This is a genomic window from Lentilactobacillus laojiaonis (assembly GCF_020616595.1).
Taxonomy (GTDB): domain Bacteria; phylum Bacillota; class Bacilli; order Lactobacillales; family Lactobacillaceae; genus Lentilactobacillus; species Lentilactobacillus laojiaonis.
This window is the reverse complement of record NZ_CP085278.1, coordinates 61,185-78,953: the sequence shown is the minus strand read 5'-3', so window position 1 is coordinate 78,953 and position 17,769 is coordinate 61,185. Positions and strand designations below refer to the sequence as shown.

General features: G+C 33.3%; 14 protein-coding genes. 6 read left to right on the top strand and 8 right to left on the bottom strand.

The genetic code is table 11. From position 1 onward, the window contains the following. Window positions 1–233 precede the first annotated feature (233 nt). Window positions 234–965, bottom strand: coding sequence for a GntR family transcriptional regulator (locus tag LHL71_RS00335; protein WP_227361069.1), 732 nt, complete (start codon window positions 963–965; stop codon window positions 234–236). A gap of 108 nt (window positions 966–1,073) precedes the next feature. Here LHL71_RS00335 and ybaK point away from each other — a divergent pair, with 108 nt between their 5' ends. After that, the gene (ybaK, locus tag LHL71_RS00330; RefSeq protein ID WP_227361068.1) at window positions 1,074–1,577 is read left to right on the top strand and encodes a Cys-tRNA(Pro) deacylase; all 504 of its coding nucleotides are present in this window, start codon (window positions 1,074–1,076) and stop codon (window positions 1,575–1,577) included. A gap of 4 nt (window positions 1,578–1,581) precedes the next feature. Here the strand turns inward: ybaK and LHL71_RS00325 are convergent, their stop codons facing one another. Then, entirely contained in the window at window positions 1,582–2,217 is a 636-nt protein-coding gene (locus tag LHL71_RS00325) for an HD domain-containing protein (protein WP_227361589.1), read from the bottom strand. Between the two features lie 162 nt (window positions 2,218–2,379). On the opposite strand from LHL71_RS00325, the gene LHL71_RS00320 reads away from it, so the two are divergent. Beyond that, window positions 2,380–2,640, top strand: coding sequence for a hypothetical protein (locus LHL71_RS00320; protein WP_227361067.1), 261 nt, complete (start codon window positions 2,380–2,382; stop codon window positions 2,638–2,640). Window positions 2,641–2,835: 195 nt separating this feature from the next. Beyond that, window positions 2,836–4,137 (top strand): D-alanyl-D-alanine carboxypeptidase family protein, encoded by a 1,302-nt coding sequence (locus tag LHL71_RS00315; RefSeq protein WP_227361066.1) that lies wholly within the window; start codon window positions 2,836–2,838, stop codon window positions 4,135–4,137. Window positions 4,138–4,186: 49 nt separating this feature from the next. On the opposite strand, the gene adhE is transcribed toward LHL71_RS00315, so the two are convergent. The 4 genes from adhE to LHL71_RS00295 form a co-directional block, all read right to left on the bottom strand. Continuing rightward, entirely contained in the window at window positions 4,187–6,820 is a 2,634-nt protein-coding gene (gene adhE / locus LHL71_RS00310) for a bifunctional acetaldehyde-CoA/alcohol dehydrogenase (protein WP_227361065.1), read from the bottom strand. A gap of 222 nt (window positions 6,821–7,042) precedes the next feature. Beyond that, window positions 7,043–7,558: a DUF1836 domain-containing protein gene (locus LHL71_RS00305; protein WP_227361064.1), complete on the bottom strand. Its 516-nt coding sequence runs from the start codon at window positions 7,556–7,558 to the stop codon at window positions 7,043–7,045. A 44-nt stretch (window positions 7,559–7,602) separates the two neighbouring features. Next, window positions 7,603–9,948 (bottom strand): HAD-IC family P-type ATPase, encoded by a 2,346-nt coding sequence (locus tag LHL71_RS00300; RefSeq protein WP_227361063.1) that lies wholly within the window; start codon window positions 9,946–9,948, stop codon window positions 7,603–7,605. Between the two features lie 130 nt (window positions 9,949–10,078). Further along, window positions 10,079–10,495 (bottom strand): Hsp20/alpha crystallin family protein, encoded by a 417-nt coding sequence (locus tag LHL71_RS00295; protein ID WP_227361062.1) that lies wholly within the window; start codon window positions 10,493–10,495, stop codon window positions 10,079–10,081. Window positions 10,496–10,697: 202 nt separating this feature from the next. Here LHL71_RS00295 and LHL71_RS00290 point away from each other — a divergent pair, with 202 nt between their 5' ends. Further along, the gene (locus tag LHL71_RS00290) at window positions 10,698–12,059 is read left to right on the top strand and encodes a hemolysin family protein (RefSeq protein WP_227361060.1); all 1,362 of its coding nucleotides are present in this window, start codon (window positions 10,698–10,700) and stop codon (window positions 12,057–12,059) included. Between the two features lie 404 nt (window positions 12,060–12,463). On the opposite strand, the gene LHL71_RS00285 is transcribed toward LHL71_RS00290, so the two are convergent. Together LHL71_RS00285 and LHL71_RS00280 are read right to left on the bottom strand one after the other, a co-directional pair. After that, window positions 12,464–13,633: an MDR family MFS transporter gene (locus LHL71_RS00285; protein ID WP_227361059.1), complete on the bottom strand. Its 1,170-nt coding sequence runs from the start codon at window positions 13,631–13,633 to the stop codon at window positions 12,464–12,466. 113 nt (window positions 13,634–13,746) lie between these two features. Beyond that, complete coding sequence (locus tag LHL71_RS00280) at window positions 13,747–14,463, bottom strand: Ig-like domain-containing protein (protein WP_227361058.1); 717 nt, start codon at window positions 14,461–14,463, stop codon at window positions 13,747–13,749. 238 nt (window positions 14,464–14,701) lie between these two features. Here LHL71_RS00280 and zwf point away from each other — a divergent pair, with 238 nt between their 5' ends. Both zwf and gndA read left to right on the top strand, forming a co-directional pair. Next, window positions 14,702–16,180 carry a glucose-6-phosphate dehydrogenase gene (zwf, locus tag LHL71_RS00275; protein ID WP_227361057.1) on the top strand — a complete coding sequence of 493 codons (1,479 nt, stop codon included), beginning with the start codon at window positions 14,702–14,704 and terminating at the stop codon, window positions 16,178–16,180. A gap of 115 nt (window positions 16,181–16,295) precedes the next feature. After that, a complete protein-coding gene (gndA, locus tag LHL71_RS00270; RefSeq protein WP_227361056.1) occupies window positions 16,296–17,726 on the top strand; it encodes an NADP-dependent phosphogluconate dehydrogenase in 1,431 nt (476 codons plus the stop codon). Window positions 17,727–17,769 lie beyond the last annotated feature (43 nt).

The window sequence follows — 17,769 nt, the reverse complement described above, 5'->3', positions numbered from 1 at the left end:
AGTTTGCAATAGAATACTCGTAAAAATTACCAATCGAATTAGTTATTTTTACACCCTCAATAATATACGATTTATATAAAAAGTCAACCTTTTTATAAATTGATACGGTCCAATTATTAAAAGCGGTCCTAAACCATTACAACTACTTACATTATGAAGGGTTTTGACCGTTTAGTCCATTATTAATGGTTAAATTAATAAAAAAATAGAAGAAAGTTAAGATTAACTTTCTTCTAGGCATTTTCGTTTAAATCTACGAAGGTATTAAATTTTAAATATTTATAATGTAGGCGCATATTAGAAACTTCAAAAGGCGTTCCATCATCTAAGAAAAAGATGCCTTCCATTATACCTACCGGTTCTGTAGGCGTTAGACACAATAATTCTTGATCTTCAGCATTAGAAGGTTCGGCCATAATAGACATGAATGACTTAGTAACTGATTTGCCAGCTTGCTCTTCCATATAATTGAATATTGAACTACTAACTATTTCCGCTGAGAGTTCCGGCGCTAATTTAATAGGAATATAGCCAATTTCAATCATAAATGGTTGATTATCAAATAAACGTAATCGTTTAATTTCATATACGAAGTCCCCTGAATTAAGGAAGAGATCTTTTTGTAATTCTTCATCAGCTGGAATAACTTTAAAATCTAATAATTTAATTTGAGAAGTTTTTCCGTTACTTATAAAACTATCTGTAACTCCTAGGTTAGATCCACCATACTGGAAGATAGTCCGATTCTTTTGGTACAAGGGATTAATAAAAGATCCCGAGCCTCGCTTTTTAAAAATAATTCCCTGATTAGCTAATATGTTTAAAGCTCGCTTAATCGTACTACGACTAACTCCATACTCTTCGCTTAAGCTTCGTTCATCAGGTAAACGTTGGGATTTAAATTCATCGGCCTGTATTCTATTTTTTAAATCAACCATTACGGTTCGATATACTAAATCAGCCATTACTACTCCTTAAATTTCGTTCGATTAATTTCTATTGATAAAGTATACCAGATTATTATACTTAAAATGTAAAATAAATTTGATAACTATTATTACAGAGGTAAAAAAATGTCTAAAAAAAATAAATCAAAAATCAAAAAAACTCTTGTTGAACAGATTTTAGATAAACATAAAATTCCATATGAACAAATGGTTTTTGAAACTTATCAAGATGGTGACGTGGCCCAGCTAAATATCCAAAAACATGCTGAACAAGACCAACACTTAATTTACAAAACTTTAGCTTTAATTGGTGACAAAACCGGTCCCCTAGTTGGCGTATTACCGATTGATGAACATTTAAGCTATAAAAAATTAGCTAAGGCATCTGGTAATAAAAAAGTCGGTATGGTGCCCTTAAAAGATTTAGTCAAAACTACCGGCTATGAACATGGGGCTAATACTCCCATTGGAATTTGGGAAAAACATAAGTACCCTATTTATTTAGATACTGAAGCCAATGAAGCCGATACAATTATGGTATCATCTGGTCAAATTGGCCGTTCCGTTAAACTTAATCCCCATGATTTAATCAATTTAGTCCAAGGAACTATAGTCGATCTAAAAGAATAGTAACTTACTGACCCCACTCGCTTTTAAACTTTTCTAAAAAATCTAACATGAAACGTTGGCGTTGCTTTGCGATTGTTTGTGCCGTTATCGTATTCATTTGGTCCTTTAGTTTTAATAGTTTTTCGTAAAAATGATTAATAACCGTTCCGGGTTGCCGATACGCCGTCTTATTCATTTGTTGGCGGGGTAAAATTTCTGGGTCATACATAGTTTCACCAAAGTGACCTCCATAATAGAAAGCCCGAGCAATGCCAACGGCTCCAATTGCATCCAATCGATCCGCATCCTGTACAATCTGACCTTCAATCGAGAGGGTCTTTTTTTGTGCTAAATTAGCGCTAAAGGACATGTTATCGATGATTTCAAAAACTTGATCAATAAAATTACTTGGATATCCCAATTCGGTTAACTTTTGCCGAACTTCTTGTCGTTTTGAAGCCGGATCTTCTATGAGCTTATCATCAAAAACATCGTGTAGGTAAGCAGAGACTAACACTAATTCCGAATTGGCCGACTCCCCAGCTAAAATTAGCTGAGCATTTTTAACCACCCTTAGAATATGATTAAAATCGTGACCCGTTTTATCATTTTTAAGTTGGTTTTGAGCAAACTCTTTAACTATTGATAATTTATTCACAATAACTCCTCAGATCTTTAATTTTTATTTAAATTTTGCAAGTCGTTTCAATAACGTTTTAATAATTATTTTGCTAAACTAAAAGCAGTTACTAGATAGTGGGTGATTTAGATAATTGGGTATTTGTTACATGCACTTTTAACGAAGAAAGGCAGGTCAGACCCAATGAAAAATATGCTTATAAATAAATTATTCGGAAACATTAGTTCTTCATTCGATATCGCCGCACTGAACTTAAATTCCTTAATTCTAATTATTTTGGGAATTGCTATCATTTTGGTTTTAATTAGCTTACTTAGATTATGGTTAAACAAAAAAGTAGATATTCAATCTCCAGGTACCAAAAACTATGTTATCAATTTAACTACTGATAATTCAACACTAAAAATTTTACAGATTACTAGTTTTTTGGCTAATCGTAAGTAGAAAGTTATGCAATCAATAATACGATACCCAGTATATGTTTAAAATCATTCACTATCTTAATTAAACCCCAAGGAGCAAGAAAATATTACTTGCTCCTTTATTTTATCTAAATATTTCGCATTGCTTTATTTGAATAACAATTTTGGTTTAGTGCTATACTTCTGTTAAGTAACTTTATAGGGGGGAATGTAATATATGAAACACAAATTTCTACTATCTAGTATTGCCTTTATTAGTATTTTGACAGCGCCGATCTTCGGTTCCAATGCCAAAGCAGCCCAACTAAATGATGAATCGGCTTCCGATGCTAAAGCTGCTTATGTGATCGATGCTAAAAGTGGTCAAATTCTATACCAAAAGAATGCTAACCAAAAGTTACCGATTGCTAGTTTAGCCAAAATAATGACTTTGTATCTAACTAGTGATGCGATTAAAAATAAAAAAATTCAATGGAATGAAGAAACAACTATTAGTAAACCGTTAATTACTATGAGTAACGATGATTCACTTGGTTCTTTTAAAATGAAAGCTACTAAGAAATACAGTATTCGTCAACTATACCAAGCTGCTCTAGTAGCTTCTTCCAACTCAGCAGCCATTACTCTTGGTGAAAAAGTGGCGGGTAATAATAATCGTTTCATTGATATGATGAATGAACAAAGTAAAAAATGGCATTTAAACGCTCATTTTGTAAGTAGTTCGGGACTAGAAAATTATGATCTTAAGAAATTTAATTACGAAAAATCTGGTTCATCTAACAAGGACTATAACCAAGTTAGTGCCAAAGCCATTACTACCGTTGCTCAAAAATTAGTCGACGACTATCCTTATGTTAAGGATTGGAGTAGTAAACACGAGTTAACGGTAGCGGGTGAAAAATTAACCAACTCTAATCGTCTCTTAAAAGGTGATAGTTACTATGTTAAAGATCACCATGTCGATGGTTTAAAAACTGGTTACACTGAGCAAGCTGGACTTTGTTTAATTACTACCTATTATCATGATGGTCGTCAATTAATTGCTACCATTTTAGGAAGTAACAGTAGTTTTTCTACTACCAATACCTTAATTGATGATATCAATGAAAATTTAACTTACGGAGCTATTCCAGTAAAGACTAGAGTTTATAAGCAACAAAATACCGAAGTTAAGGCCACTCCTACAGAAAATAAAGTTAAAATGTGGCATGACGCCGAAGATCCTAACAAAGGAATCGAAACCAGCGTTAAAAAAGATGTTACTAACAACGATCCCGTTGCTAAAGGTGAAAAAATTGCTACGGCAAAAGTTGATTCTAAAAACTACCCTTATCAAGCTAACGTAAAATTAGTAGCAGATAAAAATGTCGGCAGTAAAGAACAAGTCCAAAAAGTTAAAGCTAAAGAAGAAGCTAAAAAACAATCAAAAAAGCAAAGCTTATGGGATAAAATCAAAGCGTTCTTTAACTTTTCTGGAATTATCACCAAAGATTTTTTCATGTTTTATTTACTAAAATAATATTTCAATAAAAAAAGCGAATCCTATTGGATTCGCTTTTTTTATTAATCTATTTAGTTTCTACACCCTTACCATCATATTCATCAATCATAATTTGTTTCAATTCTGCCATTAATGGTTCTTTAGGGTTAGCAGTAGTACATTGATCTTCGTAAGCTAATTTAGCTAAGTCATCCACAGTATCTTCAAAGTGTTTCTTATCAACACCCCAGTCTTTTAGACTTAATGAAACACCAACTGAATGTGCTAAATCAATCATTTTTTGTACTAGTTTTTCAACTAATTCTTCATCAGTCTTACCAGTTAAACCAATATATCTTGCAATAGTTGCATAGTCTTCAGTTGCACGGAAGTATTCATATTTTGGCCATGCAGTGAATTTTTCAGGTTTCTTAGCATTAAAACGAATTACGTGTGGCATAGTAATTGCAATGGCAATACCATGGGTAATTCCAAATTCACCACCAAGTTTGTGGGCAATTGAGTGATTAATACCTAAGAAGGCATTACCAAAGGCCATACCAGCAAGAGTAGCAGCATTATGCATTTCTGCACGAGCTTGTTTATCACCATTGTATGAAGCAGTTAAGTTATCAAAGACTAATTTAATTGCTTGTAATGAGTATGGACGAGTGTAATCAGAAGCCATAACTGATACAAATGATTCCATACCGTGACTTAATACATCTAATCCAGAAGCTGCAACAGTTGCCTTTGGCACAGTTTCTACAAATTGAGGGTCAACAATAGCAACATCGGGGGTTAAAGCGTAGTCAGCTAATGGGTATTTAACATGAGTTTTCTTGTCAGTAATAACTGCGAATGGAGTTACTTCTGAACCAGTACCTGAGGTAGTTGGGATAGCAACAAATTGAGCTTTTTTAGCTTTATTTAACTTATAAGCACGTTTTCTGATATCCAAGAATTTTTGTTTTGCGCCAAAGAAACTAGCATTTGGATCTTCATAGAATAACCACATGTTCTTAGCAGCATCTAATGGAGAACCACCACCTAAGGCAATAATTGTATCAGGTTGGAATTCGTTCATTTGGGCAACCCCACGGTTAACTGTATCAGTTGATGGGTCCGGTTCAACATCTGAGAATATAGCATATTCTACTTGATTTGGACGGTTGTGTAATTCATTAACAACTGTATCTACGTAACCATGCTTAATCATTGAAGGACTAGTTACGATAAATACTTTATTTACATCTGACATTTGTTCAAGGTAACGTACAGAATCTTTTTCAAAGTAAATTCGAGGTAATTTCATCCATTGCATATTATTTCTTCTCTTTGCGATAGTTTTAATATTTAATAAGTCATAGTCAGTAAGGTTATGAGAAATTGAGTTACTTCCCCATGAACCAGTACCAAGAGTTAGTGAAGCAGTCATTTCATTGTATAGATCACCAATACCACCTAAACCAGTTGGAGTATTAACAATCACACGTGAGGCTTTCATTTGTTTACCAAATTCTAAGATTAGATCATCATCACTAGATTGGATACCTACAGTATGACCAAGTCCACCATGATCAAGTAATCGTTCACAAACATCGAAGGCTTCTTCATGTCCACTTACTCGGTAAACACTAAGTACTGGACAAAGTTTTTCACTTGAAAGTGGGAAATCTTTACCGATTTCATTATTAGTCATTTCAGCAGCTAAAACCTTAGTATCAGCTGGAACTTCAATCCCAGCTAATTCAGCAATTTTCTTAGCTGATTGACCAGCGATAGGGCCTCTAACACTACCACGTTTTGGATCAAACATAGCATCAGCAAGTTTTGCCTTGTCACTATCTTTAATGAAGAAGACGCCATTTTCAATTAATAATGCTTTAATTTCATCGTAGATAGTTTCATCAATTACAGCACTATTTTCAGTGGCACAAATCATCCCATTATCAAAAGTTTTTGAAAGTACTAAATCGTTAACGGCACGACGGATGTTAGCAGTTTTTTCAATATAAACTGGACCATTACCAGGACCAACCCCTAAGGCAGGTTTACCAGTTGAATAAGCAGCTTTAACCATGCCAGGACCACCAGTTGCTAAAGTACTTGCAACATCGGGATGATTAATTAATTTAGTAGTTGCTTCAAGGCTAGGTTCTTCAATCCATTGGATAAGGCCTTTAGGTGCCCCAGCAGCTACCGCAGCATCCAATAATACTTTAGCAGCAGCAACTGATGATTTCATTGCTTGTGGGTGGAAACTAAAAATAATTGGATTTCTTGATTTCATTGAAATGATTGATTTAAATAAAGTAGTTGAAGTTGGGTTAGTAACGGGAGTAATTCCGGCTAAAACACCAAGTGGTTCAGCAACTTCGATTAATTGTTTTTCTTTGTCGTCTTTAACTACACCGACAGTTTTGTGATCTTTAATAGTGTTCCAAATTTCTTCAGTAGCAAACAAGTTTTTGATTGCTTTATCTTCAGCAATTCCACGGCCAGTTTCATCAGCAGCCATGATTGCTAAATTCATGTGTTGATCAACCCCTGCCATTACCATTTGGTGGGTAATGTAATCAACTTTTTCTTGATCAAATGATTCCATTTCTTTTAATGCTTCTTGAGCGTTAGCAACTAATTTGTTGATAACAGTATCGACTTCAGTAGTTTCTTTTTCAGGTTTAGTTTCAGGTTTTTTAGGTGCGCTTGTTTTTGCCATTATATCTTCCTCCGTAGAAAAAAGTTATAGTTATTTATTTCACAAACATATAATAACACATCCATTTCAAATGTAAATACTTTTTGTTCAAAAATACACAAATTATTTCTAAAAAATAAAAAAACGCCTATAAATAGGCGTTTTGTCTTGAACTTTTTTTATTATCATGGATATATATTATGAAAGCGATACCATTTACGGTATAGTTTACATTTTCACTTATTATACCTTTTGAATCGGCTTATTGATAATTTCTAAAATCTTCTGAGTTTTAATCCGATTAATAATCGCATCAACAGCGACCTGGCTTAGTTCGTCTGATAAATTTTCAGCAGTTACCGGTTCATCAGTTTTCTTTAATTTTCTTAATGAGTTAGTAAAGCGATCAATAAAATCATCATAAGCTTGTTGCGGATATTTATTAGCAGTTATTTGGTCAATTCCTTCACGAATCATACCTAAAGAAAATGTCGGTTTTAATAAATTAATTAAAATAATGTCAGCAATTTGCATAGTTTGATACTTCTTTTTATTAGGAGCCATAATTGCCTTATTTTTAACATAATTATTAATCATTGAGGCGGTAATGGTTTCAACTCCTAACGGTCCCAGAATACCATTAATTAGTGCTACGACTTGATCCATATAAAGATCGAATTTAGGTAATTCATTCCAATGAGGTAATTCAATTGTACTAATTTTATTTTTCCATTGTTCATATTGTTTTTGGTCGTTCATTTGCTACACCTCCATGTATACATTATATCACTTAGTTATGATAACTACTTATTATGTTTTTTACGATTAACAAATTTGATACATAATTCCTGAATAAATCTAAATACAAAGTAAGAAGTTAAAATCAATGGTAAGGCAAACAACCAAATTCTAGGATTGAAAAATGAAACCAATGAGAATAAACGATTAAACATAATTATTATGATTAAAAATATGACTAACATAGTACCATCTAGCATTAATTTAAAACGATTAAATGGTCTTGAAACCATTACTAAAGCAATCCAACTAATTGCTCCAGTCAATAATACTGATAGAGTCGAAGTAAACATATATTCCAAACCAAAAATTTGTCCTAATACTTCAATTACAATAATATATCCGACTATCGTAATGGCAGCGGGCGTAGAAATCAGCATAATATTACGTAAAAATTGATCACTAATTTTCTTAAAGTTTGGTTGTAAAGCTAGGAAAAATGATGGAATTCCCACCATCAAAGTCGTAATCGGCGTCAACTGAATAGGTTCAAACGGATAGCCACTAGCTACAAAAATAAATAGTAACGAGAGTGCCACGGAATACATCGTCTTAATTAAGTACATTGAGGCCACTCGTTCAATATTATTGATAACTCGACGTCCTTCGTTTAATACCCCAATCATGGCATCAAAATTGGAATCAATTAATACAAAATCAGCGATACTCTTAGTACTTTCACTACCTGAAGCCATCGCAATTCCACAGTCGGCTTGACGTAAAGCTAGTAAATCATTTACTCCATCCCCAGTCATAGCAACTACGTGGCCTTGATCTTGCCAATCTTTGATTAAATCATATTTTTGATCCGGGGTTACACGACCAAAAATTGTGTTATTTTCAATTAACTCAGTAAGATTAGCATTTTCATCAATTTCAGACATATCAACATACTGTTTGGAATTCTTAATATCGGCTTGACTAGCTATGGCTGAAACCGTAGCCGGGTCATCCCCAGAAATCACTTTAATATCTACTCCTTGGGTATTGAAATATTTAAAGGTGTCCTTAGCATTGGGGCGAATCACATCCGTAATTAAGATGGCGCCTAAAATTTGAGGATTGGTATCCTTAAGGTTTTCAAATTGACTAACTTTTGCTAAGACTAAAACGCGGTAACCCTGCTTAGCATAGCCAGTAATGGTATCACTAGGTACTGAACTAGAAATAAATTGGGGAGCTCCGAGGACGTATTTATTTCCATCGCTAAATTCCACCCCACTCCATTTCCGTTCAGAAGAAAATGGAATCACTTGATTAACAGATAACTGTGGATTTGGAATTGCTTCAGTAATCGCGATGGCTGTTTCATTTTCATCGCCGGTACCAATCACAATTCCACAAGCCAATTGATTAATTTGATCAACAGATAATTCCGATAAGGCAATGGTGCGAGCGTATTTTAATTCTCCTGAGGTAATAGTTCCAGTTTTATCTAAAAAGATAGTATCTACACGCGCCAAAGTTTCAATCGCTGGTAAATCCCTTACTAAGGTCTTTTCTCGAGCTAATTTCAAAGCCGATACGGCCAAGGTCATTGAAGTTAGTAAGACTAGGCCTTCAGGAATCATCCCAACCATCGCAGCAACGGCTCCTAAAATCGATCGGTTAATAGAAGCCCCACCGAGGATTTTAGAAATGAATAGTGCTACTCCTAAAGGAATAATAATAAAAGTTAGGACTTTAATAATTTTATTGATCGTAGTCAGTAAAATACTCTTAGTATCATTTCCACTACGCGCTTTGTCTGATAAATGATTAACAAAAGTATGCTTACCCACCTTAGTAACCGACATTTTACCTGATCCACTAACTAAAAAACTTCCCGAAGTTAAATGATCACCCGTTTTTTTAGTTATGGTGGTTGATTCTCCAGTGATTTGGGATTCATCAACTTCCATAGAATTGCTTTGGACGACTTTTCCATCTACTGGAATTTGATCTCCTCGATTTAGTAATAAAATATCGCCTAAAACAATTTCTTCCGGTTTGATATGTAGAACTTCACTTTGGCGTAATACCTTCAGAGTACCCTCAGCTAAGATCGCCATTTTATCAATTTGGCGCTTAGAGCGCAGTTCTTGAATGACTCCGATCCCAGTATTAAAAAACGCAATTCCTAAAAATAGTAAGTTTTTGTAGCTTCCCGTATAAAAAACTAATACTCCTAAAATTATGTTAATAAAATTAAACGGAGTTAGTATATTATCTTTTAAAATCTGCGACACACTTCTAGTTAGGGAATGTTGGGCGGTATTTTGTTGATCCATCTTTTTTTGTTCATCAACCTGGTTAAAATTTAAGCCAGTGTTAATGTTAACTTCACTTGGTTGAATAATTGATTTTCCCATATTTTCCTCCACTAATTAGTATTAAACTTATTTTACAAAATAAATCGTAAAAAAACAGTTTTTACTATTGTAGTCATTTTTCTAAAAATAAAAACCATCCTTAGAAAATCTTAGGATGGTCTTTAACATTTTATTGGATTTCAATATGATGAGTTCCACTATCATCGGGTGCTTGCTTAGGTAAAATAATATCAAGAATTCCCCCATTATAAGTTGCTTTAATATTTGCTTCATCAACATTAGGCAAATTATAGCTTCTCGATAAGTTATCAGCGGAACGTTCTTGTTTAATTACTTTGCGATCATCATTATGTTGCTCGGAAGCATAGGCGTGTTTTGCATGGACTATTAAATTATCATTTTGATAATCGACACGGATCCCATCCTTTTTAAAACCGGGTAAATCAATTTTAACTTCATATTGATCATTACTTTCTACAATATCAGTTTTCATGGCGTTATTAAAAGCACCTAGGAAATTTTTACCAATGCTACTAAAAAAGTCTTCATTTTGATTGAAAATTCCAAAATCACGATTATTTACCATAATGATTACCCCCATTTAATTTTTAAATCTAATACTTTATAGCTAGAATAACATGATATTTAAAAAACAGTGGTAAAATTGATTTTAAATATAAATAATATTTGGTAAAATATCTATCACTGGAATAAATATTGTAGTAGAATTTTTAATTATGTAAATATTATTTACATTGGGAAAGACATAATGAAATGAGGAATAAACGTTGACTGAAGGTCAGATAATCTCCAATCTGGTTATTATTATTATTACTTTTATTGCCGCCGCTTTCTTCGTGGCTGGTGAGTTTGCCCTAGTACAAACTCGATTAAGTGCATTGGAAGAAAAGAAAAAAATTGCTTCCAAAGGTAAAATCAAAAAAATCGATCGTGAAATTCACATGGTTACCAATTTAAATGAATATCTTTCAACTACCCAAGTAGGGGTTTCAGTTGCTGGTATTATTTTAGGTTGGGTGGGTGAATCATTTTTCGAAACACTTCTCTTTGACTTACTAGAGATTAATAATTCTCCAATTGGTGAAGCAACTGCTCATGGTATTGGAGCGGTCCTTGGAGTTATCTTATTAACCTATCTAGAAGTAGTTTTAACTGAAATTGTTCCTAAAAATGTTAGTATCGGGATGCCAACTAGGGTTTTAGACTTTGTGGCTAGTCCTTTAAGATATTTTCACGTCATTTTTTATCCATTTGTTTGGTTACTTAATAAATCCGCTAACGGTATTGTAAAACTATTAGGAATTCCCATTGCCGACGAAAATGACGAAGCTTTTTCGCAAGCAGAAATCTTAAACCTATCTCGTAATGCTGTTAAAAATGGTGAGCTAGAACAAAATGACTATTTATACATGCGTCGTGCTTTCCAATTTAACGATAAAGTTGCTAAGGATATCATGATTGACCGTACTCAATTGGTAGTTATTGATATTACTTCAACGGTTAAAGAAGCCTTACAAGTTTACTTACAAGAAAAATTTAGTCGGCTTCCAGTAGTGGCTGATAATGATAAAGATAAAATTCTTGGTTATGTATATAGCTATGATTTAATTCGCCAATCACAAGTTGATTCAAGTATTCACGTAGATAAATTACTTCGTAACATTACCACAACTCCCGAAATGTCACCAATCACAGATGTTTTACATCAAATGATTAAAAAACAAACTCCGATTGTAGTTGTTGTAGACGAATATGGTGGAACTTCCGGAATTATCACTGATAAAGATATTTATGAAGAACTATTTGGAACGGTTCGAGATGAAATCGATCCTTCAATTACTGAAGATATCTTTAAGCAACCCAATGGAACTTATCAAGTTAGCGGTAAATTAACCACTCATGATTTTGAACGCTACTTTGATATCGATATCCCCGAGTTTACTAATTCGGATGCCGTAACGCTAGCCGGTTACTTTATTGATAATTATCCCGACTTAAAATCTGGCAAGGTAATCAAGCTTCATGCGTTTGAATTTAAAGTTATTGATTACGAAAATTCATTCGTTAACTGGTTTGAAGTTACTAAACTAAATGAAGATCCTAAAAAAGACGTTGGCGATGAAGCCTAACGTCTTTTTATATAACTAAACACTTATTAAGTAATTCTAAAAATTGTTAAACTAATTTAAAGTTAGTAGTATTTAAGATTATTAGCGTTAGTATTTAGTTATAAACCTTATTATAGAGATTGATTTACTAAACACATAATTTGCAATTATTTCATATAGTTATTACCAAAATTTTTAAGTTTAATCAATTACTTGATGTTATTGAGTATGATTAAGGCTGGCTACATAATATTTGGGGGAAATATTATTCATAGACGCATTAATTATTTTAATAAAAATAATACTCGCAATCTCAGTTATTTTTATTAGCATATTCATAAATTTATTTTAATAACAAAATCGGGGGATTTTTAAATTTATGATGCACATTAAGTAACAACAATGATACTAAAAAAGCCATCGACTTAATCGGTGGCTTTTTTAGTGCGGTTTTTTAAAATTAATAATATTAAGAAGAAAATAATTAGACCTGCGGCTGAACCAAATAGCACTTTATATGAGGCATATTCAATAACTGCGCCCCCATATAATGGACCGATAGCACGTCCCAAGGAAATAAAGATATTATACATTCCTTGATACCTACCGCGCTCAGCTGGTTCAGATAAATTATCAATCCAAGCTGGGATTCCTGGCAAACCAATCATTTCTCCTAAAGTAGTAATAATCATTACTACTACAAAAGTACTATATTTGGTTGCAACAATTAATCCTAGAAATGAAATAGCAAATACAAAAATTCCTACATAAACTTGATTACTTAATTTAAATCTTTCACCAATTCGGTTAACTAATGGCTGACCAATAACAATCATCAAACCATTAAGTGTCCATAAAATACTATATTTTTCAAACGAAATGCCTAACTGAGTCATGTGAACTGAGATAACACTTTCCCAAAGCGTGTAGGCTAAATATACTGCTAAAATTAATAAACAAATCAATAAAACTGTTTTGTTCATGGAATGTTTAGCCACGGGTTTATTTGGAGTCGGATTATTATCAGATCCTCGTGGAACTTCGATATTAAATGCAAAAATAGTAATTAGTAATAATGCGATATAAAATACTAACGCAGCTGAGAATACGATGGCAATTCCATGCGCCATCAAAAATCCAACTAGTAGCGTTCCAATTACCACACCCAAATTAGTACCAATATATAAAATATTAAATACTACTCGATTGGGTCGGCTACGAATAGTGGCAGCATAGGAATTCAGCAGCGTCATACAAGCTCCATCCCCAAAGCCTACAAAAATTAGCATAATTCCAAAAATCGGCCAACTATGTAAAAATATCAGAACTAGTATTCCAATTGTAGAAATTAACGCACTAACAATTGCAATTTTATACGGTGACCATTTATCATATAAATAACCACCACAATAATTACCTACCATCATCGCCAGCGACATCACCAATAAAACCATCCCGGCTAATGTTAATGATTTATGTAGATAATTGTGCATATAAACCGTTACTAACGGCCATAACAAAGCTGCACCAGAATTTAAAAGTAAGGCATAAACAACCACTGCTTTTAAATTTAATTCAGTTTTTTTCTTAAACAACTAATCAATCCCCTATTTTTAATATTTAACCCCTATTTTGCCATATTTTGTAGTAAATTAATACCAATATGCACTAAAAAAGCCAAATCATCTTTAATGATTTGGCTTTTTAACTATTTAATTAAGTTAGCTTTGTAATAACTTAATGGTAAGTTAGCATATTTTACTTTAATTGCGTGGTTGTTTTTATCTACAACGGCAAATTGTTTATTAGAATTAAATCTTAGATAGAAACTCTTTGAGCTCTTACCTCTTTCATGATATGTAATCTTCCAAAAAGCATTTGAACTTGGAGTAACATCGTAGGCTGCATAACTAATTGTCTTTTTAACTAGTTTGCTACCTTTGTAGATGTATTGATTAAAACCAGTAGTTTGGTTAAATTTGTAAACTACGTAGTAACCATGATTTGAGCCAGATTTCCAAATACCAGTTGGAGTTTGTAAAGTTACCGCTGAATTATTGGCAACATTTTTAGAACTATTTGATGATTTATTTGATCTTGCCATAACGGTTTGAATACGGTAGAAATATTTACCTTTAGCTTGGTTAGCGTAAACATAAAGTTTTTGATTTGCAACTAATTTTGTATGTAATTTAACACTGAATTTACCAGTAGTTTTTGATGCCTTACTCTTAGCAATTGTTTTATTGTTAGAGTTTCTAACAATTACGTTTACTCCCTTAGTAGCGGTACCAGTAATTGTTTTTGAGTTGGTATAGATATCATTAACTTTAATATTTAAACTACTTGCTGAAGCAGTTACATTAAAACTAACTAATAAACCAAACACAATGCTTACAAAAGCAATAAGCTTAATTTTTTTCATAAGTGTTTCTCTCCATTTCTTTTTGTTTTTTTATTATAATCACCAAATGTGAAAAAAGTTTGATTTATTAGGTGTCTTATTGTTTTTTTAAACATTCGTTCGTAACAAAAAAAGATAGCGATTACATTTTTTATCGTTATTCGCTTTTTTTGTTCAAAAAGGTGGTATATAATAAAAACATTGAAGTGGTATAGACACATATACCATCCTCTAAAATCAAAACACGGGGGTATTTATTTTGGCAACTGAAAGACGCGCATTAATTATGCTTTTTGGAGCAACCGGAGATTTAGCAACTCGAAAACTTTATTTCGCTATGTATAACCTATACATTAAAGGAAATATTCATGATCATTTTGCAGTAATAGGTACTGCACGTAATAAGTTTAACGATGAACAATTTAGAGAATTAGTAATCAAATCGGTTAATAGTTCCGTTAAAAATGCTGACAAAAAAACATTAAATGATTTTGCTTCACACTTCTATTATGAAGCTCATGATGTTACTGATTCAGCCCATTACTCAGTCCTACGCGATAAAGCTGACGAATTAGATAAGAAATATGATTTACAAGGTAACCGTATTTTCTATCTATCAATGGCACCTAACTTCTTTGGGGTAGTAGCTAAAAATCTTAAAACTCAAAATGTTTTATCAACTAACGGTGGCTTTAACCGACTAGTTATTGAAAAACCATTTGGTCGTGACTTTGCTTCTGCAAAAGCATTAAATGATGCCTTAAGTGCTTCATTCAATGAAGATCAAATCTTTAGAATTGATCACTATCTTGGTAAAGAAATGATTCAAAATATTGAAGCACTACGTTTTGGTAACACTATTTTTGAAGCACTTTGGAATAATCGTTATATCGATAACATCCAAGTTACTTTAGCTGAAGATTTAGGAGTTGAAGAACGTGCTGGTTATTATGATAATTCTGGTGCTTTAAGAGATATGGTTCAAAACCATATTATGCAAATCGTTTCATTACTAGCTATGGAACAACCAGTAGCTTTCAAAGATGTAGATATTCGTGCTGAAAAAGTTAAAGCTTTACGTAGTTTACGTGTATATAACGTCGCAGAAGCTTCAGTTAACTTTGTTCGTGGCCAATATGATCCAGAAGGTAAGAACCCTGGTTATCGTCAAGAAGCCGGCGTACCAAGCGATTCACGTACTGAAACTTTCGTAGCAGGTAAATTATTATTTGATAACTATCGCTGGTCAGGAACTCCATTCTATATTCGAACTGGTAAAAAATTAGCTGGTAAATTTACTAGAGTTGACGTAGTCTTTAAAAAACCACTCATTGATATCTTTGCCTTCCCACAAAGTGGTAGCACTCCATTAACTGAAAATGTTTTAACCATTTTCGTTGATCCGGCTCAAGGATTCTCACTACGTGTAAATGCTAAGAACGGCGACCAAGGTTTCCATACTGAACCAGTCGATCTTAAGTTTATCGAAGATAAAACTCGTGATGTTCCACAACCTTATGAACGTCTTATCCATGATGTCTTAAAAGGTGACGGTACTAACTTCTCAAGTTGGCAAGAAGTTGGCTATGCTTGGAAATTTGTTGATCAAATTCGCCGAGTTTGGGATATTCAACAACCTATGTTCCCTAACTACCAACCAGGAACTATGGGTCCGGTAGCTGCCGATGAACTATTAACTAAGGATCATCGTCAATGGATTTATAAATTAAATCAATAATAATTCATTAATAATTCATTTTTTTAATCTTTTTGTTTAACAAATACCTTGTGTAGTGTTACACTATGTTTATATTTTGTATTATTAAAACTTTATATAAAGGATGGGTTATATTATGGCTGATCAAAAAGCAAACATTGGTGTTGTTGGTATGGCCGTTATGGGTAAAAATCTTGCCCTTAACATTGAAAGCCGCGGATATACCGTTGCAATTACCAATCGTTCAAAAGAAAAAACTGAAGCTGTTATGAAAGACCACAGTGACAAAAATCTTATTCCAAGTTACTCAATTGAAGATTTTGTTAACTCACTTGAAACACCTCGTCGTATCTTATTAATGGTTAAAGCTGGTAAACCAACTGATGCTGTTATCGAAGAATTATTACCATTACTTTCAAAAGGTGATGTTTTAATCGACGGTGGTAACACAAACTTCCACGATACTATGAAACGTAATGCTAAACTTGATGAATCAGGTATTAACTTTATCGGAATGGGTGTATCTGGTGGTGAATTAGGTGCCTTACAAGGTCCTTCATTAATGCCAGGTGGTCAAAAAGAAGCTTATGATTTAGTAGCTCCAATCTTAGAAAAGATTTCTGCTAAAGCTCCTGAAGATGGCGAACCATGTGTAGCTTACATCGGACCAAACGGTGCCGGACACTACGTAAAAATGGTTCACAACGGTATCGAATACGGTGATGAAGAATTAATTGATGAAAGTTACAACATTTTACGTAATGTTGCTGGCTACTCAGTTGATGAATTATCAGATATTTTCAAAGAATGGAATAAAGGTGAACTTAACAGTTACCTAATCGAAATCACTGGTGACATCCTTTCAAGAAAAGATGATCTTGTTGATGACGGTACTCCAATCGTTGATCGTATTTTAGACCGTGGTGCTAACAAAGGTACTGGTAAATGGAGTTCAGAAGATGCTCTTGAAGTCGGTGTTGACCAATCAGTTATCACTGAATCAGTATATGCACGTTACATTTCAATGTTTAAAGAAAACCGTGTTGAAGCATCAAAAATTCTTCCAAAACCAACTGCAAAAGTTGAATTTGATAAGAAAGAAATCGTTGAAAAAGTTCGCGAAGCCCTCTACTTTAGTAAAGTTATGAGTTATGCTCAAGGATTTGAACAATTACGTGTTGCTTCAGAATATTATGATTGGGATCTAGATTTAGGCGAATTAGCAAAAATCTGGCGTGCCGGATGTATCATTCGTGCCCAATTCCTACAAAACATTACCAGTGCATACAACAAGGATCCTAAGTTAACTAACTTATTATTAGATCCTTACTTCACTGATATTTGTAAAAAATACCAAGACTCAGCTCGTGAAGTACTTGCTCTTTCAATTAAAGCAGGTATTCCAACTCCTTCACTTTCAGCTGCTATTTCATACTACGATTCATATCGTGCAGAAGTGTTACCAGCTAACTTACTTCAAGCACAACGTGATTACTTTGGTGCTCACACTTATGAACGTACTGATCGTCCAGGTAACTTCCACTACCCTTGGTACGAAGAACAATAGAACCAATAAAAAAAGACCAACAATCGTTGGTCTTTTTTATTTA